At 43.3% G+C, this 19,673-nt stretch carries 25 protein-coding genes and 1 riboswitch; of the genes, 10 read left to right on the plus strand and 15 right to left on the minus strand.

Features of this window, described 5'->3' with window-relative positions; translation table 11 throughout:
• Positions 1-17 precede the first annotated feature (17 nt).
• A riboswitch (SAM riboswitch) is annotated at positions 18-121 on the minus strand.
• Between the two features lie 200 nt (positions 122-321).
• Positions 322-1,335: a DUF3231 family protein gene (locus tag Q9R36_RS22780; protein ID WP_311225914.1), complete on the plus strand. Its 1,014-nt coding sequence runs from the start codon at positions 322-324 to the stop codon at positions 1,333-1,335.
• A 220-nt stretch (positions 1,336-1,555) separates the two neighbouring features.
• Positions 1,556-1,681: a DUF6254 family protein gene (locus Q9R36_RS22785; RefSeq protein WP_311225915.1), complete on the plus strand. Its 126-nt coding sequence runs from the start codon at positions 1,556-1,558 to the stop codon at positions 1,679-1,681.
• A gap of 162 nt (positions 1,682-1,843) precedes the next feature.
• Here the strand turns inward: Q9R36_RS22785 and Q9R36_RS22790 are convergent, their stop codons facing one another.
• Both Q9R36_RS22790 and Q9R36_RS22795 read right to left on the minus strand, forming a co-directional pair.
• Entirely contained in the window at positions 1,844-2,209 is a 366-nt protein-coding gene (locus Q9R36_RS22790; protein ID WP_311225916.1) for a phosphotransferase, read from the minus strand.
• Positions 2,178-2,750, minus strand: a complete 573-nt coding sequence (locus Q9R36_RS22795) for a phosphotransferase (RefSeq protein WP_311225917.1) — start codon at positions 2,748-2,750, stop codon at positions 2,178-2,180. Before Q9R36_RS22795 ends, Q9R36_RS22790 begins: the two co-directional genes overlap by 32 nt.
• 203 nt (positions 2,751-2,953) lie before the next feature.
• Between Q9R36_RS22795 and Q9R36_RS22800 the strand changes: the two genes are divergently transcribed.
• The 4 genes from Q9R36_RS22800 (at position 2,954) to Q9R36_RS22815 (ending at position 5,581) form a co-directional block, all read left to right on the plus strand.
• Positions 2,954-4,177: an ATP-binding protein gene (locus tag Q9R36_RS22800; RefSeq protein ID WP_483861651.1), complete on the plus strand. Its 1,224-nt coding sequence runs from the start codon at positions 2,954-2,956 to the stop codon at positions 4,175-4,177.
• Positions 4,178-4,258: 81 nt separating this feature from the next.
• Entirely contained in the window at positions 4,259-4,582 is a 324-nt protein-coding gene (locus Q9R36_RS22805) for a hypothetical protein (RefSeq protein ID WP_311225919.1), read from the plus strand.
• A gap of 211 nt (positions 4,583-4,793) precedes the next feature.
• Complete coding sequence (locus Q9R36_RS22810; RefSeq protein ID WP_311225920.1) at positions 4,794-5,306, plus strand: CBO0543 family protein; 513 nt, start codon at positions 4,794-4,796, stop codon at positions 5,304-5,306.
• A 92-nt stretch (positions 5,307-5,398) separates the two neighbouring features.
• A complete protein-coding gene (locus tag Q9R36_RS22815; protein WP_094767556.1) occupies positions 5,399-5,581 on the plus strand; it encodes a hypothetical protein in 183 nt (60 codons plus the stop codon).
• A gap of 325 nt (positions 5,582-5,906) precedes the next feature.
• Here the strand turns inward: Q9R36_RS22815 and Q9R36_RS22820 are convergent, their stop codons facing one another.
• Both Q9R36_RS22820 and Q9R36_RS22825 read right to left on the minus strand, forming a co-directional pair.
• A complete protein-coding gene (locus tag Q9R36_RS22820; RefSeq protein ID WP_311225921.1) occupies positions 5,907-7,508 on the minus strand; it encodes an ABC transporter permease in 1,602 nt (533 codons plus the stop codon).
• Positions 7,509-8,408, minus strand: coding sequence for an ABC transporter ATP-binding protein (locus Q9R36_RS22825; protein WP_311225922.1), 900 nt, complete (start codon positions 8,406-8,408; stop codon positions 7,509-7,511).
• A gap of 164 nt (positions 8,409-8,572) precedes the next feature.
• On the opposite strand from Q9R36_RS22825, the gene Q9R36_RS22830 reads away from it, so the two are divergent.
• Positions 8,573-9,163: a TetR/AcrR family transcriptional regulator gene (locus Q9R36_RS22830; protein WP_257991182.1), complete on the plus strand. Its 591-nt coding sequence runs from the start codon at positions 8,573-8,575 to the stop codon at positions 9,161-9,163.
• A gap of 125 nt (positions 9,164-9,288) precedes the next feature.
• A complete protein-coding gene (locus Q9R36_RS22835; protein WP_311225964.1) occupies positions 9,289-10,314 on the plus strand; it encodes a DUF1646 family protein in 1,026 nt (341 codons plus the stop codon).
• A gap of 29 nt (positions 10,315-10,343) precedes the next feature.
• Here the strand turns inward: Q9R36_RS22835 and Q9R36_RS22840 are convergent, their stop codons facing one another.
• From Q9R36_RS22840 to Q9R36_RS22860, 5 genes are all read right to left on the minus strand, one after another.
• On the minus strand, positions 10,344-10,763 hold the full coding sequence (locus Q9R36_RS22840) for a hypothetical protein (protein WP_311225923.1): 420 nt from the start codon (positions 10,761-10,763) through the stop codon (positions 10,344-10,346).
• 75 nt (positions 10,764-10,838) lie between these two features.
• Positions 10,839-11,354 carry an AAA family ATPase gene (locus Q9R36_RS22845; RefSeq protein ID WP_311225924.1) on the minus strand — a complete coding sequence of 172 codons (516 nt, stop codon included), beginning with the start codon at positions 11,352-11,354 and terminating at the stop codon, positions 10,839-10,841.
• A gap of 15 nt (positions 11,355-11,369) precedes the next feature.
• The gene (locus tag Q9R36_RS22850; protein WP_101547877.1) at positions 11,370-11,777 is read right to left on the minus strand and encodes an NUDIX domain-containing protein; all 408 of its coding nucleotides are present in this window, start codon (positions 11,775-11,777) and stop codon (positions 11,370-11,372) included.
• 122 nt (positions 11,778-11,899) lie between these two features.
• Positions 11,900-12,295, minus strand: a complete 396-nt coding sequence (locus Q9R36_RS22855; RefSeq protein ID WP_101547878.1) for a VOC family protein — start codon at positions 12,293-12,295, stop codon at positions 11,900-11,902.
• A 186-nt stretch (positions 12,296-12,481) separates the two neighbouring features.
• The gene (locus Q9R36_RS22860) at positions 12,482-12,781 is read right to left on the minus strand and encodes a hypothetical protein (RefSeq protein WP_101547879.1); all 300 of its coding nucleotides are present in this window, start codon (positions 12,779-12,781) and stop codon (positions 12,482-12,484) included.
• Between the two features lie 360 nt (positions 12,782-13,141).
• On the opposite strand from Q9R36_RS22860, the gene Q9R36_RS22865 reads away from it, so the two are divergent.
• On the plus strand, positions 13,142-14,173 hold the full coding sequence (locus Q9R36_RS22865) for an AI-2E family transporter (protein ID WP_257991187.1): 1,032 nt from the start codon (positions 13,142-13,144) through the stop codon (positions 14,171-14,173).
• 57 nt (positions 14,174-14,230) lie between these two features.
• On the opposite strand, the gene Q9R36_RS22870 is transcribed toward Q9R36_RS22865, so the two are convergent.
• Positions 14,231-15,523 (minus strand): hemolysin family protein, encoded by a 1,293-nt coding sequence (locus Q9R36_RS22870; RefSeq protein ID WP_311225925.1) that lies wholly within the window; start codon positions 15,521-15,523, stop codon positions 14,231-14,233.
• Positions 15,524-16,010: 487 nt separating this feature from the next.
• Between Q9R36_RS22870 and Q9R36_RS22875 the strand changes: the two genes are divergently transcribed.
• The gene (locus tag Q9R36_RS22875; protein WP_101547882.1) at positions 16,011-16,973 is read left to right on the plus strand and encodes a cation diffusion facilitator family transporter; all 963 of its coding nucleotides are present in this window, start codon (positions 16,011-16,013) and stop codon (positions 16,971-16,973) included.
• Between the two features lie 28 nt (positions 16,974-17,001).
• On the opposite strand, the gene Q9R36_RS22880 is transcribed toward Q9R36_RS22875, so the two are convergent.
• The 5 genes from Q9R36_RS22880 to Q9R36_RS22900 all read right to left on the minus strand — a co-directional run bounded on the left by Q9R36_RS22880 (position 17,002) and on the right by Q9R36_RS22900 (position 19,661).
• A complete protein-coding gene (locus Q9R36_RS22880) occupies positions 17,002-17,355 on the minus strand; it encodes a GIY-YIG nuclease family protein (RefSeq protein ID WP_101547883.1) in 354 nt (117 codons plus the stop codon).
• Positions 17,356-17,373: 18 nt separating this feature from the next.
• Positions 17,374-18,132, minus strand: coding sequence for a DUF2087 domain-containing protein (locus Q9R36_RS22885; RefSeq protein WP_101547884.1), 759 nt, complete (start codon positions 18,130-18,132; stop codon positions 17,374-17,376).
• A 136-nt stretch (positions 18,133-18,268) separates the two neighbouring features.
• The gene (locus Q9R36_RS22890; protein ID WP_101547885.1) at positions 18,269-18,631 is read right to left on the minus strand and encodes a fluoride efflux transporter FluC; all 363 of its coding nucleotides are present in this window, start codon (positions 18,629-18,631) and stop codon (positions 18,269-18,271) included.
• Positions 18,628-19,002 (minus strand): fluoride efflux transporter CrcB, encoded by a 375-nt coding sequence (crcB, locus tag Q9R36_RS22895; RefSeq protein WP_101547886.1) that lies wholly within the window; start codon positions 19,000-19,002, stop codon positions 18,628-18,630. The genes Q9R36_RS22890 and crcB overlap by 4 nt, the downstream gene beginning before the upstream one ends.
• Positions 19,003-19,124: 122 nt before the next feature.
• Positions 19,125-19,661 (minus strand): NADPH-dependent FMN reductase, encoded by a 537-nt coding sequence (locus Q9R36_RS22900; protein WP_101547887.1) that lies wholly within the window; start codon positions 19,659-19,661, stop codon positions 19,125-19,127.
• Positions 19,662-19,673: the final 12 nt, after the last annotated feature.

A 19,673-nucleotide genomic window follows, 5' to 3' on the forward strand; every position in this document is an offset into this window, starting at 1 on the left:
TGTATGAACAAGATCCCTTCTTATCTGCCAGGCTTCTGCCTGATGGAATTGGCACAGTGTTCGAAAGAACCTGCTGCCGAGACTTCTTCGGGCCATACCCCTCCGTCTCTCTGGATAAGAAATTATAGATATATAATTTTTTTCGGTGCACTAAGAATAACCAATTTAGAAAATTTCGTCAACACAAAAGATAAAATTCTAACTTTTCTATCTTTTTAAACAGTTGAAAGATCATAGTCATAACTGGGATATCAGTTCTTTCCTGATAATTCCTAACTTAATTGCAAACACTAACTCCATACTGATTGAAGGAGTCTTCCCATGGAAAAGAAAACACCCCTTACATCGGCAGAAATCGCGATGCTCTGGACTACTTATATGAATGATAGCATGTCAAAATGTGTTCTTGGCTACATGATTACACATGCCTCAGAAGCTGAAATTGGCGCAGCCCTCCAGTTTGCCATTGATCTTTCGAACAGCCACCTGCAGTACCTGGAACCTCTTTTCAAAGAGGAAAAAATGGCTGTCCCGAATGGCTTCGGCGGCGGCGATGTCAATCTTGATGCTCCTAAGCTGTTTTCAGATACCTTCTGCCTTGCATATATAAACCATATGGCAAAAGCAGGAATGCTTGCTTACAGCGGCATGCTTGCTATGTCTGCCAGAAATGATATAAGGAAATTCTTTACCGAAGGATTGGCAGAAACAGCCTCGCTCTACAATAAGACTACAACTCTGATGCTGGAAAAAGGAATTTACATAAGAGCTCCATATATATCTTATCCGCATGAAACGGATTATGTGGATACAAAGAAATATTTAAGCGGCCTCAACCCCTTTGTGACTAAAAGGCCTTTGAACGCGGTGGAAATTTCTCATTTGACCGTGAATATACAGACAAATTCCATCGGACTCCAGATTGCCGCAGCTTTTGCACAAACAGCGCGGCTGAAAGAAGTACAGGAATTTATGCTGAGAGGAAAAGAAATTTCCCAAAAGCATGTCGGCATTTTTACGAAGATTCTCCTGGAAAGCAATATACAGGCCGTGGGTTCACCTAATATAGCGGTGTATGATACAACCATGCAGGTATTTTCCGATAAGCTTATGATGTTTCATATGTCTCTGTTAAGTGCAACCGGATCCGGAAATTATGCTACAGCAGGTGTTGCAAGCCAGCGTACTGATGTAGCTGCCAGCTACCAGCGGCTTGCCGTTGAGATTGCATTATATGCTAAAAGCGGGGCTGACATAATGATCAAGCACGGCTGGCTGGAGCAGCCTCCCGGAACGACAGACCGTGATGCATTGGCCAAAAAAGGAACACCTTGACCCCTCTATATAAGCGGGCGTTTGTGCTGTCTTGTTTTACCTTTTCGGCTGCTTCCTTCCATAATTTAACACAAACGTATAATTACAGCAGATAAGCGAGGATCGGGAATAAGGAATCTAAGCAAAAAATCCTTAAGGATCCAGCTGGGAGAAAGTTTTAAGACTGAAAAAGGGACATCCGGCAAATCTAAAAAGGACACCACTAAGAGGAGGGCTTCTCATGACACAGTCTAAAAAGCAGGAAGAAAGACAGTGGCGGCAAAGAAAAGAAACTCAGCATCCGCATGGCAAAGTTAAATCATTTGATCAGCTGGCTGATGAAGCCGGCAAAAACGGACGCTCCTGATTAAAAGGGTCCGGGACATAGTCCCGGGCCTTTATTGCGAATTTCAATCTCCTCTCGGGTGGGGAAGTTGCTAATAAGATCAGAAAGCTGCTAATATATCCAAAAGGTTGCTAATAAGGCCTGTACTCCTAATAGCACATGTACTGAAAGCGCAAACCAATTCTAAATCTGCTTCCATGCCTCCCGCCTTTCAAATATCCAGACAAGCATTTCTGCATTAATGGTGAACAAATCCTTGTTTTTTGAAAAATAAGCCATAAAAATCAGCTGGATGCAAAGCATCATATCCCTCAAATGTTCCTTTTCACAGGCCAACAGTCCTATTGATTCATCATAGTGACTGAAAAGTGTTTTTGAAAAAAGCACCCACCGTCCCCTTTTTGCTTCTTTACCAAATATTTCGGATAACACACTAGTCGCACAATAGCAAATGTCGAAGATCCGATGGCTTACTTCAGCAATTTCAAAATCGATGATGCCTGAGAACTTGCCGTTATCAAAAAGCAGATTGAAAAGATATGCATGCATCGCGATGAATCAGCTGCCTGGGAAGCGTGTCAGACATATTTCTGACAGCCGGCTCTATAGCAGCAATAATCTCTCTGATAGAATCCCCCCTCGCTAATGGGCTTTTCACCACCTCAGGGACAGCAAAACCATAAACGGTTTTATAGAGGTCCTTCTCCGGATAGCCAATTTGTATCTTATCCATTTCAATATGAACAGCCGCAATGGCGGATGCCAGCAGCTGTGGCGCTTTTTCAGATATAAGCACTTCATCAGCCTTAAGGTTTTTCCCTTTGCAATAGGTGTAGAGGCTGTATTGCTCTTCGCTATAAATAAAGGAGCTGGAGCCATCTAAAGCAGGCATCAGCTGCTGGGTGGGTATGCCCTTACCTTCTAAGATCCGAAGCAGCTCAGATTCTTTCTCCAAACATAGTCCGTTTGTCTTTTTGAGAATATAGCGTTTCCCATCTTCTGAATGCAAAAGTGCAACCCGGTCAGTCAGCTCCTCTTCCTTGCCTATTTTTAACCTAAACTGGCTTTCAACAGCAGAAAATCTGTTCATTGATTCCACTTCCCTAAGCGTTTTCTGAATAATATACAAATAAAGCTCAGGCTTTTCCTGCAAAAAAAACAGGAATTTTGTACAATTCCCCCGCAGGCAAGGATATGCGAGTATAATAAGGGTGGCAGTTTGCAGAATGTCTTATATAGGTCATTTTTGGGGGATCACATTTGATTACTTTGCTAAAAACGCTTTTAATAAATATGACGATACTATTCTCATTTACCTTTAATGCAAATTTATTTTTCCCATTCCAGCTGAAGGAGCTTCTTTCCTTTAAGCATAAGCTAACATACGGGCTGATTGGCTCTCTGGGTGCAGTCTTTTGCATGCTGTATCCTATTGAGACGCTTGGTGAAACACACTTTGATTTCCGGATGATCGCTATACTGATTATTTCACTCTATGCCGGTCCTATACCCGGCCTCATCGTTGTGCTTGTCGTCTCGCTGATCAGAATGGCGATTGGCGGACCCTTTGTGCTGACCGGCATTGTGGTTTCTCTCCTAGCCATGCTGATCGGACTCGCCTTTCGAAAGAAGTACATCGAAACTTCGTATAAATTGATTGTAAGTTCTGCAGCTTTTGCTGTTTATGCGTTCCTATACATCCTGGTCATTTATTTTAATATCAGGTTCTTGGATGCATCGTTTTATCTCATGTATTTTTCAGCCTTTTATATTACTTTTGGCAGTATGATATTGATTATCGAAAGACTCATTAAAACAAATAAGCAGATAGAAGAGGTTGTATATCTGGACAAGCTGACGATGGTTGGACAGATGGCCGCTGCCATTGCCCATGAGATACGTAATCCGCTTACCACCGTCAGGGGGTTCATCCAGTATTTAAGCGAAAAAACTACGGATGATCAGGTTAAATCCTTTTCCCCTCTCATATTAGAGGAATTGGACAGAACCAACAAAATTATTACCGATTATTTAAAAATCGCCAAACCTGAACAATTCAATCTGACTGTCATTAATTTGGAAAAAGTGATCAGGGATAGTGTAGACCTGCTCCGTCCGCTGGCGAATTATATAAATACAGCTATACTATTTGAGGAAGATGGACATCATTTTGTCCGCGGTGATGAGCACCATCTTAAGCAGGCAATCATGAATGTAATAAAAAATGCTATTGAATCTACAGAGAAGGACGGACTGATTAAAATCACCATCCAGGCTAATCAGCTCGCAAATATAGTGTCCCTTAAGGTTTCTGACAATGGAATCGGGATGACAGACGAACAGCTGAGAAAGATAGGCCTTCCTTTTTACACAACAAAATCTAAAGGAACAGGGCTTGGGAGTATGGTGACGAATAAGATCATCAGGGAAATGGATGGAAGGATCGAATATGAAAGCGAAGTGGACAAGGGCACTACTGTCACTATCACACTGCCGCTGCAATTGATTCCAGAATAAGCTGCACAGTGTGTCGAATAAGCTACATATGCTGCTGTAAAATAACGTGTATAGTAAAGAGAAGCCAGAATTGGGAGATTTATGATGCTAAATAATTTATACGAACCGGATTTCATCTCTTTTTGTCAAACAGCCACCCCTATAGAAATGGTCACAAGGCTTACAGGAGGAAAAGTGCGCGGACTGGAAAACCTGGCACTCAGGTCCCTGAACAGCCGGAGACAGCTGCCAAAGGAAGTTGTCAATGTCCTGCTTGTTTATTTTTATGACTCATATGCCCATCAGGTATACGACAGGAACAGCCTGGCGCGGCTGTATGATTACTGGGCGACAAAGCGTGTCCGCTCCTTTGCAGCTGCACGCGATATGACGTCAGTGGATATAAGAACAATACTTAATAAATAGAAACAGCCTTATCAGAGGCTGTTTTTTGCATTTTCCCACTTTCTCTCAACCCGGCTTCATAAAAAAGCTGCTTCTGAACATGCTATAAACAAGCCTTTTTTATTTTTTATTTATGGTGTGTTAAACATTGCCGTTGAATTTTGGGACCATTTAGTACAATATCCATATGAAAAATAACAGAGCCTTGATTAAAAGAAGGGATTGAAGAGCGATGAGACGAAGTGCCTCAGACAGAAAAATATTATCGTTCATTTCTCTTATTTCAATCAGCATCCTCTTTATCACCCTGAGGAAACCGCCCATCAAAGATTGGCTTCTGGCATTCCTATTCAATGCGTACACAAATGGAATTATTGATAAATATGTTGTCAGCAAGAAGTTAGTTTCCTATCCTGTCCGATTTTTGCCAAAGCTGAGTGATATCAATATACTATTTGACTACCTTTTTTATCCGACCGCCTCCCTGCTTGCCAACCAGATGACAAGCAGAGACAAAGGGACGCTACTTTTCTGTAAAATGATGGTCATTACTTTTATCATGTTCCGGATAGAATCTTGGGCTGAGCGCAGAACAAGACTTGTTAAATGGCAGAAAGGATGGACAGGATATCATTCATTTGCCTCGCTTACGATTAAGTCGCTCTTGAACAGGTATATCGTAGAAGTTATTCGAAAAATCGACAATAATCAGCAGAAAGAGTTAACGAATAGAATCAGGCAATAAATTTCCAAATTTCTTCCTTAGAAGGGTTTCATACTTGTCCAGGCGGGTATTATGGAAGTGTATTGAAAATCTTAGGAGGAGTTGAATCAGCGATGTCAATGATCGAAAACCCATTCAAGGCAGAAACTGATGCAGCCGCCATTCGGTCAGGTGAAGTTGAGCCCAAAAAAATGGTTATCAGCCTAACAGGAAGCAGTTCTGTCGTCCCTCCTTCTACAAAAGGAACAGCTCCCGAATTTGATATTTTCGGGACAGGATTGAATGAATACCGCTAATATACTATTTCTCCCCCAGCCTTCTAAGAAGGCTTTTTTTTTTTGAAATTCTTCTATAGAGAAAAATGCAGGCAATAAAGAACAAGTCGCTGCCTATCTCTCCTGATTACTGATAAAAACCTTGGCTGTATGCATTGCGGAGAATTTCTTTCATCTGGCCGCGCAGGGACTTGGGAAGGCTGTCAGCGTCTTTGCCTGATATGGCATCCTTTTAAGAATTTTATTTGTGGTGCAGCTTTGTGCGGCTAGTACGGCTGTTAGAGGTATTCTATTTTACAAACAAAACGGAGGGCCGGTATCCAGCCATCCGTTTCTTCACTCTATTTTAGCCAAGGTCTCTGTTTCGATAGCCGGTAAAGCCGGCAAGAGCCGAAACAGCTGCTGCACCTATCAGCAAAAGCAGAGCTCCCAAATTAAATTCTTCTGCGGGCAGGGACGGAACATACCCAAATGGAGACAGCTTTTCAAGCCACTCGGGAAATTGAAGCAAGCTTCCTAAATATACGATAACAAAAGAATAGCCAAGTATGATCCATATAAGCCCTGTCAGCCTTGGGAGGTATCCCAGCAAAAGGACTGCCGCGCCTGCCATCAGCCAGACAGCAGGCAAATATACAATTCCGGCACCCAGCATCCTTCCATATGCAACCGGATCCTCCATAACGGACACAGCCGCCAGCCAAAGTCCAAAAATAGCAAGAATCTGCATGATAACGCTAGAAATGAGGGATAGGCAGAAATAGCTTCCAACCAGCCTGAGCCGTGAAATCGGTTTTGACAGCAGAATATCAATTCTGCCGTTTTTCTCCTCGCTCTTAAGCCTTAAAAAGAAGATCAGCGGCGGGATACAAGTGATCATAGAAATGACGGACATCAGCATTGACATGAATTGTTCTGTCAGTGATATACCGCTGGAAGGGTCAATCATTTTCTTGAGCAATTCATTTTGGGTGAAAAAAGACTCCAGATCTCCAAATACAGATCCATAGGAAACCCCAAGGATAAACATACCTGCTGCCCATGAAATTATGGCAGTCCGCTGCAGCCGGAAAGCCAATGCAAATGGGCTGGATAGCAGCGGAGAGGCATTTTTCTTCCCCGGTCTTGATGGCAGAAGCCCGGAATCAATATAGCGTTTCAAATTGAAATAAAACGCAGCTGCTGTTATCAGGACGCCCGCTATGACTGTAAGGATGACAGGGAACCAAAAGTCATTTACGTATACTTCAGTGAACACTACCCACCCGAGCGGCGAAAACCAGGAAAGGCTGCCTCCGCTTATATCCCCTATAGCGCGGATCAAGTAGGCGAAGCCCAGAACAGCAAGGGACAAGCCGGCTGTTCCCCTTGTATTATCTGAAAGCTGGGCGAACAAAGCAGTGACTCCTGCAAAAAAGATGCCTGCTGCACCGATTGCAGCTCCATATAGCATTGAACCTTCAAGCCCCATCCCCTCGATTTGCAGGCTGTAAAGTCCTAAACCGGTGACAATGGCCAAAACAATATTCACAGCAAATAAAACAAGGACTGCTGCTGTAAGATTGGCCATTCTGCCGACAGGCAATGAACGGATCAGCTCAATCCTTCCCTCTTCTTCATCATTGCGTGTATGCCTCGCCATCAGGAGGATGCTCATAATGGCTGCAGCGATGCTTGTGAACAGGAGCATCTGATGGGCCATCATCGGGCCGGCAGTATAGTTCTCCAGCCCAAAGCCCGGTCCTACCATCGCAGTCATAGCCGGATTCTTCATCGTTTCTGCAATGGCCTTGCGTTCTGCATCTGTCTTGTATAAATCAGTAAAAGCTGAAGCAGTCGCTACGGTCAGCCCTGCAAGCGCTAAAACCCAGACGGCTGCCCTAACCCTGTCCCTCCTGAGCAGGAATTTGATTAAAAGCCCGGTCCTGCTGAATAGTCCCTTTACCATTCAGTTCCCCTCCTGCTTCGGTGCAGCTTTATAATGGCGCATGAACAATTCCTCTAATGTCGGCGGCATGCTTTCAAGCTTAGAAATGCCAAACTGGCTGATATATTGAAGAATTGCACCGAGTTCTTCAGCATCTGCCTTCAGTGAAATACTTCCTCCATCGGCCTTAAGTTCATGAACCCCTTTCAGGCTGTCAAGACCGGGTACGACATTGCTGGTTTGAAAAATCAAATGTGTGCGGGTCAGGTGGCGGAGCTTGGCAAGTGAACCCGTTTCAATGATTTCTCCCTGTCTTATGATGCCGACCCGGTCGCACAGCTTTTCCACCTCAGAAAGAATATGGCTTGATAAAAGGATGCTTTTCCCCTGATTTTTTGCTTCAATAACGCATTCCTGAAAGACGATTTCCATCAATGGGTCAAGTCCTGAAGTCGGTTCATCCAGGATAAACAGCTCTGCGTCTGAAGAAAAGGCTGACACAAGAGCGACTTTTTGGCGATTGCCTTTTGAATAGGTCCTGCTTTTTTTGGAAGGATCCAGGTTGAATTTTTCCAGCAATTCCTTTGTCCGCTTTTTATCGCGAGCTCCCCTTAGCCTGGCAAATAAGTCTATTACCTCTCCCCCTGTAAGATTTGGCCATAAATTGACATCTCCAGGTACATAGGCAATCTTTTTATGAATATCGACAGCATCTTTCCAGGCATCCCTTCCAAACAGTCTTGCTTCCCCAGAGGTTGCCTTCAGGATACCAAGCAATATTTTAATCGTGGTGGACTTCCCGGCTCCGTTCGGTCCAATGAAGCCGTAAACTTCCCCCTCATTCACATCAATATTGATCTCATTCAAGGCTGTAAACTTCCCAAACCTTTTTACAAGGCTGTTTGTTTCTATAATTGCCATTTCCATTCCCCCCTGCTTCTGTTCTTATTGCCACATGAAGATATGAATTATTTTTATCGATTGAGTTCATAATACATATAATTTTTACTTCTTACAAGAGTTTATGAACTATTTTATTTGTTATATTACATAAATTTCATTACAATAATAATGAGGTGAAGAAATTGGACGGTTTTCAGCGCAGAAAAGAACAAAAACAGCGCCACATACTTGAGGCAGCCCTTAAACTGTTTATGGCCTCAGGAATTCATAAGGTCTCCATATCAGAAATTGCGAAGGAAGCGCATGTATCACAAGTGACCATTTATAATTATTTTGAAAGCAAGCATCAGCTTATCCATGAGGTATTCCTCTATTATGTTGACAAAGCTACCAGTGAATTTGAGCAGCTAATCGGCAGTGCAGCAGCATTCCCTGAGAAAGTGAAAAAAATCATTTTCAATAAAAAGGAAAATGCCAATGGTATCCATGAAGAGTTTTATCATTACTTAATGAAGGAGTATTCCGAGGAAGGCAATTATATAGAAAAAATCTACGAGGAAAAAGCCATCCCCCTTTTCAATGAGCTGTTCAAGCAAGGGCGTGAACAAGGATATATCAATCCTGATCTTTCGTTTGAAAGCATGCTGTTCTATGTACAGATGATGAAGGACTATTTTCAGCGTGAGGATGTATACAGCAAGGCTTTGCCGCTGACTGAGGATATTACAAATATTTTTTTCTATGGGATCATAGGGAAAAAGGAAGGCCGCTAAAGCTGTCTTCCTTTTTCAATTGGTTCCGGCTGATTTGCCTTTATCATGAAAGTTTGTCCTTCCGGCTGCATATATATAGGCTGTTCCTTCTTTTAAGGGACAATCTAAACAAGAATGGGCAGATGATCATGACCGGTTTAATTTTAATCTTTTTTCTTGTTCTGCTGCTGCCATTTACGCTGAAAGCTGTGGAGCACAATCTGGAGATTTTCCTCTTTGCGATGGGAATTCTTGCGGCTTTTATAAGCGGGATATTCAATGGGGAGTTATTTTTGAAGGCTGCCGGCGACCCGGTTAAAATCACTGCGGCTGTGCTGGCGGCTGGTCTGCTGTTCAAATGGCTGAAGCGGCCGCTAGAAAGGATCATCATGGGGATAAGCAGAAGAATGCCATTCAGGCTTTTTTCCGCTATGACGGTTGTCGTGCTGGGACTCGTTTCCAGCATTATCACTGCAATCATTGCCGCCCTGGTGCTCGTCCTGATTGTCGGCGCTCTCCGGCTTGAACGGCAGGCAGAGGTTCGCTTCACGGTGCTGTCATGCTTTTCCATCGGCCTGGGGGCTGCCCTTACGCCGATCGGAGAACCTTTATCGACCATAGCCATTTCAAAGCTGAATGAGGACTTTTTTTTCCTGGTAAAGCTGATTGGACCGGAGGTAATCGCAGCCCTCCTTGCATTAGCGATTATGGCCATGCTCCTTATCCAGCCTCCTGAAAAACGGCCCGGAAGCTTCCGCAAAGAATCCGGAAGTGAAACATATGAAGAAATATTGGCAAGAAGCATGAAAGTTTACCTGTTTGTCATGGGGCTAACCTTCCTTGGCGCAGGCTTTGAGCCGCTGATCAAGCATTATCTGATCGGCCAGAGCCCATTTCTTCTTTATTGGGTCAACATGATATCGGCCATCCTTGACAACGCCACACTTGCAGCAGCAGAAATCAGCCCTTCCATGGACCATTTTACGATTCAGTCCATCCTTCTCGGGCTTCTGATTTCCGGCGGCATGCTGATTCCCGGGAATATCCCTAACATCATCTCTGCCGGGAAGCTGAAAATCACCAGCAAGGAATGGGCAAGGTTCGGGGTCCCGGTCGGACTGCTTACCATGTTTGCCTACTATCTGGCCATTATGTGGCTGGAACATAGTTAAGAATCCCTTTATGCTGGGATTCTTCTTTTTTATCCTCCTATTAACAGCTTTTTTAAATCATCGCTGCCATTTTCTAACCTGCCAAAGCCCTCCCGCTTGTCATTGCTGAGTATTTCTGCATTCTTGCCATTGAACCATATATGGTATGTGGCTATAGTTTCAGGTTCATTTTTGTCCTCTGTAAAAAAGAAATGCGCCTCGGCATCCAGTTCTCTTTCCATTTCTGGCTTCATGTTCGGTACCCATTCTATCTGGGACATTTTCTTCTCTATGTTTATCAATTCTTCATCCACCTGGATATGTTCCTTTTCCTTTCCCTTCTCAATAATATCGATCCGTGTCAGCTCACCATATTTCTGATCATGACAGCCTGTCAGCAGCAAGAGAGCAAAGACCCAGATGACATTCCTGAAAGCATACCTCTTCTTCACCATCTCTTTATTGATCATCTGAGCCTTCAATCTGGCCCCAGTAATACAGAAAGCCTGCGGAAGACAGCATTGCCAGCAGGATCAGCATCAGATTCATATCAGCACCTCCATTATTTCAGGCATTTTCTTATCCCCCTCCAAAACATACAGCTTTTCCTCATATGGTTTTAGCAGTTCCACTATTTCCGGCTTGCTTATTGTTTCAAAATACCGGTTCCATCTGAACATTTTCCTGAACATTTTAAATGTCGGCTTGTAGTTTGCTTTTTCCATATGAAGCTTTTGCTTAATGAACCGTTTAATGATCCTATAGGTTCTTTGGCTATAAGGGGGATCCAGCAGAATAATCTGATCTGCCTGCCTAAGGCTTTCCATGATCCAGGTGTGGTGCACCCCTTCAATAATCCAGTTGTCAGAGGCAATAATTTCCTGCAAAAGAGCATCCCTTTCCTTTTCAGTCCTTCGCCTGTCACCTTGTGGCCCTCTTTCCCATACCACATTGTCCAGTTCATAATAGGGAATTCCGACCTGGGCAGATAACTTTCTGGCCAAAGTTGTTTTGCCGCTTCCAACAGAGCCGATAATATGGATTTTTCTATTCACTTTCATTGGGCCTCTCTCTTTCTATACCTTTTCCAGGAGTTCTTGCTTCCCAAACAGCTTAAGCAGAAACTCCCTGTCCTCAGGAAAAGAAAGCGGGATCCTCTCAAGCTCTTCTGCGCCAATCCAGGATATATCATAAATAAGTCCATCAGGGTCCTGGATAACAGGGCTGCCGCCGGCTATTTTAATTTCAAAATAACTCACTTCCGAAAGTTCAGTCTCTTTCACGAACAAAGGACGGATGATTTTTGCCAAATATCCTGTCTCCTCCAGCACTTCCCTGATACAGCATTCCTCACTGCGCTCTCCCTGCTCCTGCCCGCCGGAGGGAACTGACCAGCGTTTTTCTTCATCAGGGGTTCCCTGCAGGACCATCAGCAGTTTACCATTTTCAATACAAACACCAGCTGAACCAATCCACTTCTTCATTTTCCTTCCTTGTACCTCCCAAATACTGCTATATCAATATGCATTTCGATAATAAATGTATAAGTCCTTCTTTTTCGACGAAAAAAAGAGCAAAGAAAAAAACAGAGGATATTCACTCTGCTTTATACCGTAAGTCCCCATATTTCTTGCAGGCGTTTCTTTTCTTCTGATTTATCCCGATATTCAAAAAGGCCCAGCATATTTCCCCAGGGATCCGTAAAAGTGCCCCATTTTACAGGTACCCTGCTCCGCGACTGTATTAAAAAGGGCTCTATATTTAATTCATCCATCAGCCGCTGTCTTTCTGCTTCAATATTCTTGACTCCGAGGCGGATAGGCCCGCTTCCTTCTGCAGTATTCCCTGAGGCCAGCTGCAGCCAGCTGCCAGGCACAAGCTCCCACTCGGCAAACCCTTCATGCGGAATAAAGTCAGGCGCTCTGTTGAGAAGTATGGTATACCAGGCCCGGCCTCTTTTTATATCTGCCACTCGCAGCTGAGTGGTCATTTCAATGTACATATTGAACCTCCTCCTTGCGTTTTATTCAGTGTATCAAATAACATCTGGGAGGAGTTCTTCCCGATTGCTGTTTTTTTCAATCAAATTAAGAACAGATTGCTTCATTAATCACTGGTTTAACGGCTGAATATGCAATATTGTATAATTTTTACTCCTCTTGCTCTATGAATCAAAGCAGACCATTTGCTAAAAAGAATGGCAGCAATAAAAACAGCGATTGGCACTTGTAAAATACCGGTCAAGTATTTTGACAGTTCCGTGAAGGTTCCTTTGTTTTGCAATTGATGCAGTCAGTTCTTTACGAATCTCCATGAGTTTATCAAGCGGTATACTTTCAGAAAGCAGAAAGTCCTCGATGCTTTCGGTCAGCCATCCTGCCGATTTACCCTGGACTGGCAAGGATAGTATCTTACTTAATAGCCTTCTTTTTTGTACAGTCCCGCGGGAACAGCAAGGACAGACTATTTTCTGCGAAATTTCTTCCAAGAGCCGATCCCCCTTCTCTTTTATATACGAATAGCTTATATGCTTTTTAAGAAGATTTCTGTATGCTTAACGAAGGATTTTTTACATTTATGTTACAAATTTTCCTAGTTCTATTGTATGAGCCGGGTTATCTTATCCATATAAATAACAGCTTTTTATAATTTTACAGATAGTGAATGAACGAATGTTCCAGTGCGTATCTTTTATTAGAGAGATATTCCTTCAACTTTAAAAAATAGTTTTCTGCAGAGTCTGGAAAGCTAGTATTGGAGAGTTTAGATGCTATAATTGAATAGTAATATCATTTTATATTTCTTATATAACAGCTGCTGTTTAATAAGAATCAGAGGGAGCACATGAATGGAAAACTGGAGAAATATTTGGGTTAAGACTGGTGCAAAGCGGATTATCATTTTTGCAATCATCCTCTTGCTCCTCATATCACTGCACAGCATGATCAATATCATCCTGCTGACCTTTATTTTTTCCTTTTTAATGGACCGGCTGACCACCCTGCTTACAGACAAGTGGAACCTTAACCGGCCCCTGGTGGTAATGTTTTTATACCTCGTTTTAATTGGAGGACTGACACTCGCGGCAATAAATTATTTGCCTGTCATATCACGGGAAGTAACACAATTGATTGCCCAGCTGCAGGCGTTTTATCTGCACCCCCATGAAAATGGATTCATCAATTATATTGTATTGTTCATTGAACAAAATGATATCAACAAATATCTTGAGCAAGGATTTACGTTTTTGCTGAAATATTTTACCGATATAAGTAAAATCGGCATGCAAGTACTGATATCCCTGCTGCTAAGCCTGTTTTTCCTTCTTGAAAAGAAGAAACTGATAGATTTCACCTTAAAATTCAAGACGAGCAAAGTCGCTGCTTTTTATGATGAAATCGAATATTTCTCGAGGAAATTCTCCATGACATTCGGAAAAGTCATTGAAGCTCAGTTTGTAATCGCCATCGTTAACTGCCTCCTGACGACATTGGCTCTATGGATCATGGACTTCCCGCAGCTGGTAGCCCTTTCTTTGATGGTATTAGTCCTGGGGCTCATCCCTGTGGCAGGTGTCATTATCTCTATGATTCCGCTGACCATTATAGCCTATTCCATAGGCGGATTCATGCTCGTCGGCTACATCATCCTGGTCGTTATGGTCATTCATGCTATTGAAGCTTATATCCTTAACCCGAAGCTGATGTCTTCCAAAACAGAACTTCCGGTTTTTTATACCTTCATTGTACTTATCTTCTCAGAGCATTTCTTCGGAATTTGGGGTCTGATCGTCGGAATTCCTGTATTTATGTTTCTGCTGGATATACTGGGCGTCAAAGAAATTGCCCCAAAACAAACAAAGCAGGCCCGCGTCAGCTGACCTGCTTTTTCTCTAAGCATAAAGGATGCACCTTAAGGCTGCATCCTTTTTATCATGCTATGAAACTCTCTTTACTTCAATATATAGGACCTGGTGCCCGTCTTTTTCTGTAATTTTGAAAATAAACCCTTCTGCTTCCACTTCTGTTCCTACTTCAGCATCGAAAACCTGCGAAAGGACCCAGCCGCCAATCGTATCGATATCATCACTTAACAGTTCAATTCCAAGAAGGTCGTTCACGTCCTCAAGCAGCATTTTGGCATCAAGGATGTATTCATCTTCCTTCACCTTCCGGATTTCAGGAACTTCATCGTCATCAAATTCATCCCTGATTTCTCCAACGATTTCCTCAAGAATATCTTCTACCGTAACGAGTCCTGATGTTCCTCCATACTCATCCATAATGATCGCAATATGGGTCCGTTCTTTCTGCATCTTAACGAGCAGATCATGAATCGGTATATTTTCAATCACATGCATGACAGGCTTGACGAACTCGGACAGTTCGTGGATCATACCGTCATCAAGGATTTTTGCAGTGAGAAATTCCTTCACATTTACATAGCCGATGATATGATCTTTATCTCCATTGACAACAGGATAGCGGGTATAATTCTCCTCTTCCACCGTTAGCATGATTTCTTCAAAGTTATCTTCAATACTGATCGTAATCATTTCGGTGCGCGGCACCATGATCTCTTTTGCAACTCTTTCATCGAATTCGAAGATATTGTTAACGTATTTCAGTTCGTTCTGGTTGATTTCCCCGCTCTTATAGCTTTCTGACAAAAGCAGGCGAAGTTCTTCCTCTGAATGGGCAAGCTCATGCTCGGATGCCGGTTTCAGGCCAAAAAGACCGACTAGCAAACGGGCAGACCCGTTCAGGAACCAGATGAAAGGATACATCAGGCGGTAAAACCAGATGATGGGCCTCGCAAAGAGCAATGTGATTTTTTCAGCCTTTTGAATGGCAAGAGTCTTTGGTGCAAGCTCCCCTACGACAACATGCAGGAAAGTGGCAATAGCAAACGCAAATGCCAGAGTCAGAATATGGGAAAGCGATTCGCTTACTTGGAAATATTCAAGAACAGGGTGCAGGATAACTTCAAATGTCGATTCCCCTACCCACCCGATGCCCAGTGCTGTCACGGTAATGCCGAGCTGGCAGGCAGAGAGATACTCATCAAGATGTGTCACGACTTTTTTTGCAGCCAGTGACCCGTTTTTCCCTTCTGCAATAAGCTGGTCAATCTTAGAAGATCTTACTTTAACGATTGCAAATTCCGTCGCTACGAAAAAGGCGGTCAATGCAATTAAAATAGCAAAAATGATCAAGTTAATAGTGGTCAATGAATAGCCTTACAAAGTAAGGCGTACACCTCCTGGAAAATTAGGGTCATGACCGCTGCTTATCCCCTGGCAGTTGATCAGGCAAGTCAGGAGAAATATTTTTTCACTCATGTTTTTTTAAGACTAGTAAGGCGCTGGTGTCGGCAGCAGCCTTTAATCCATTACTTAAGCCGAATCCCGGCCAGGCTGCAGCGGCAATTCAATTTAGAACGTACAGGTTTCAGCAAACTAAATTTGGTGTAATAGTTTACAGAACCCCTTGCATCATAGGTTGCTGTTGAAAAGCCAAGCTGCTTTAATTGCTCGTTCCCAAATGAATCACCCCCTTACCGGCACGTTATAGTTAGTTCTTATTTTACTGTCATTTTTGGCCGGTGGCAATCTATTAGCCCTTCTGTCCATTAAATGTTCAAAAATGATAAATCAAAGCCAGATGGTTAAGCTAAATAGTGGACAAACCATTTGGAAAAAGTGGAGAGGTGAAAAGATGTCTTTTATCCAATTATTGAAAAAAGGAAACAAATCATCCGGCATCGCTGCAATCGGCAATACTGTGCTTACGATTGCCAAAGGGATAGCTGCTGCCATAAGCGGCAGCGGTACAATGCTTGCAACCACGCTGCACTCTGCAGCAGATGCCCTCAATCAGGGCTTTGTATTCATTGGCAGTGCCCTTGCTGAAAAGGAGCCGACGAAAAGATTCCCGACCGGCTTTGGGCGTGTTGTCAACCTGTTTGTGCTCGTTGCGGTGATCGTCATCGCAATCATGGCCTATGAAACAATCCACAAAGGCTGGGAGCTGATCCAGCACCCAAAAGAGTCCACCAATATCCTGCTTAATATTGCCATCATGCTTCTCGCAATAGGGGTTGACGGCTTCATTCTATTAAAGGCGATGAAGGAAATCAATCATGAAACCCGCAGTGAGGCCAAAGGCTTTGCCATTGTTACGACTGCTTTCAAGAATAATGGACTGGCATCACCGCCTACCAGACTTGTGTTTTATGAAGACCTGATTGCCACATTTGGCGCACTGCTTGCCCTTGTCTCCATCCTGCTTGCTCATTTTACCGGTTTTTATTTTCTGGATGGGGTCGGAACGATACTGATCGGCTTACTGCTCACAGGGATTGCTGTTAAAATCGGCTATGAAAATACCATCGGACTGATCGGGGTAGCCGCCCCGAAAGTCGTTGAGGACCGTGTAGCAGATATGATCCTTTCCGATCCTGATGTGGTGGATATCATGGATATGCGCATCCTGCAGGAAGGCAGGCGCTTCCATGTAGAAAGCTACATTGAGCTTAGGGCTGGCCTCTCACTAGCAGATGCTGATGATATCAAATTCAGGGTCCGCGACCTGCTGCTGACAGATACCGATATCGGCGATGCCACACTTGGTATACTGGAAACAGACAATGTCCAGACCTGGAAAGATGAAGACGAATAAATAATGGAGAGGGAGACCTCTTCTTTATTTATTTGGGCCGGGTGTGATACCCTTTTTCGCCATAAGGCTGGAAATGCTCATGCCATTTCTTCTCAAGCTCTGCGAGTGCTTCCTTTTCACTGTAATACGGGTCGTCAATCGGCTTTAGAACCTCAAGCACCGAGATTTCGAAAGCATCCTTCCCAAATCTCCTCCAATCTTCCTGAAGAGGCTTATTAACATAGGACCCTGTTTCCAGACTGAATTTCAGACCGTTCAATGTCTTAATATTTCTAGTGCTTCCAATAAACATTTTTTGGCTGTGTTTATTTTTTATTTGAAAGACACCTGCTTCCACTGGCACTTCCATGAATTGATTTTTCAGTTCCTTTTTCCGGTCCATGATTCTTTCCCCCATCTTTTATTTTTTCAGCCAATAGGCGCTTCCATCGGCCTTTCTGTCCAGCAGGCCATATTCAATCAAATATCTTCTGATCAGAGCATAGTCTTTATAAATGGCCTCTATAATGCTGTTTAACTCTTTTTCCCTGTACACTTTGCCAGCCTCCAGAAACTTGCTGATCTCTCTTATCACTGCCAGCCGCTGTTTTTCTTTTGGCGGAAATTTTTCAAGGCCGCCTGCAATGCCTCCGGGAAAGAATTTATCGACGATTTTCTGCTGTTCTTCCTCTGTAATGGCATATCTGTCATCAACCATTGATGCATGTTTATGAGGTGGTACAAAAGCCGGCGCATACTGGTCCTTTTCTCGCAAGAGCTCCATGATTGCAAGGAATGTTTTCGCCTGCCTCTCTTTTTCCTTTAGAGCAAAACGATGATGCCTGATGGTAGAAGCGCTTCCGATGCCCATTTCGGCCTGCACCTCTTTATCCGCCATTCCCTTATAGAACAATTTCAAAAGCTGGCTCTGATGCTCTGTCAGCCCGGTCCATTTCTTGTCAAGACCCAGCAAATAGTCAAACACCGAGGAATGTGATCTCTCGATATGAAGCCGCGTATATCTCTCTGCTTCATACAAGCGGTCTTCATATGGATAAACAACACCCTTTTCAAATTTCTCACCGCATAACAAGCAAAGAAAGCTCTCTTCCTCTTCTTTGTATCCTTTTTTTATTTCCTCAAGACTTGCCTCCCAAAGGCTTGCAGATGTATCCCGCATTCAAATACCTCCAATGACCCGTATGTTGATTAATAAACAATCATAAACTTAGTTGATTATTATACAAACAATATATAATTTTGTTTGTAATTAGTCAATAAAAAAACGGCTATCCTCTTTGGATAGCCGAAGATCATTAAATATTATTCCCTGTCAGATAGCCTAGAAAGGCGAGGAAAATTCCGAAAACATATGTAATGCCAATGTACAGGATAAGTGCTTTTTTCTTTTGTCCGATATGCAGCTGCATGGTTTCAAGCTTTAACGTTGAAAAGGTGGTAAAGGCACCCATAAACCCGGTGCCGGCGAATAAAAGATAATTCTGATCCAGATGAGCTCCTGTCAGCAGGCCAAGCAAGAAGGCACCAGACAAATTGACGATGATCGTTCCAATAGGAAGGGTTTTCTCTATGCTGTTATATTTCCGGCTTATGGCAAACCGGGCCATGCTCCCGAAAAATCCGCCAATGCCTACCAGTGCAAAATGGAAAATACTCATATGGCTCCCTCCTCCTTAGCTATCCTGAATCCAAGCCGGCTAAAAAACAGTCCGCCGATCATGCTGAAGATGATATAAAGGATTCCGAGGTTTGCATGTCCCTTGTTAAATAAATCGACAGTTTCCACACTTAAAGTTGAGAAAGTCGTGAATGATCCGACAAAACCCGTGCCAATAGCGGCCATAAGCTCAGGAGTGACTTTCATTTTATTGAATACACTGGTTGTCAGCCAGGCAAGCATAAAGCTGCCGGCCAGATTGCAGGCCAATGTGCCGTACGGAAAAACATTCTCCACAAACAGGCTGATCCCTATCCAGTATCTCAGCATGCTGCCTAACATTCCGGCGAGTCCGACATACATATAAATCATGATGATTGCTCCTTTATTACTAATAATCTTTAATCGCACCTTTTAGTATAGCACCTTTCTTGTTGCCCTTTAAAATCAAGAAAAAAACTCCTGCCATTTATGGGAGGAGTTCTTCTGAGTTCTTATTTGTCCAAGGATTCCTGTAGAGTGATCAGTTCCCTTGCCAGCTTTTCAATTCTCTCAAGGACAATGGGTGCTGCAATTTCATTGTCCTCATTAAAGTCATTGCTGTGAACAAAAACTGAGCTGGCTGGGGTAGTTCCCTTTAAGTAGGAAATGATCGGCTTAAGCTGATATTCCGCAACAAGAAAGTGCTTGTCGGATCCCCCTGTTGTCAAAACACCGACTGCTTTTGATTTAAAAACATCTACAGCAAGATGATCAAATAGATTTTTCAGCGCTCCAGTAATGGATGCCTGGTAGATCGGCGTGCCTATAACGAGGAAGTCTGCTTCAGTTATAGTCTGCACAACCTTCCATGTGTCGCTGTTATAATAGGTCAGCGGCTTGCCTGTAACAAACTCAACGTCATAGTCCTTTAAGTCAAGCAGCTCTGTCTGGATAGATGGAGACAAGCGCTTTGCCGCAGCGAGTACTTCATGTACAGCCTTTGATGTTTTCGATCCGGTCAGGGATCCTGAAATGCCGACAAGTTTCACAGCCGATTCCTC

This window comes from Bacillus sp. AG4(2022), assembly GCF_031844465.1.
Classification (GTDB): Bacteria; Bacillota; Bacilli; order Bacillales; family Cytobacillaceae; genus Bacillus_AB; species Bacillus_AB infantis.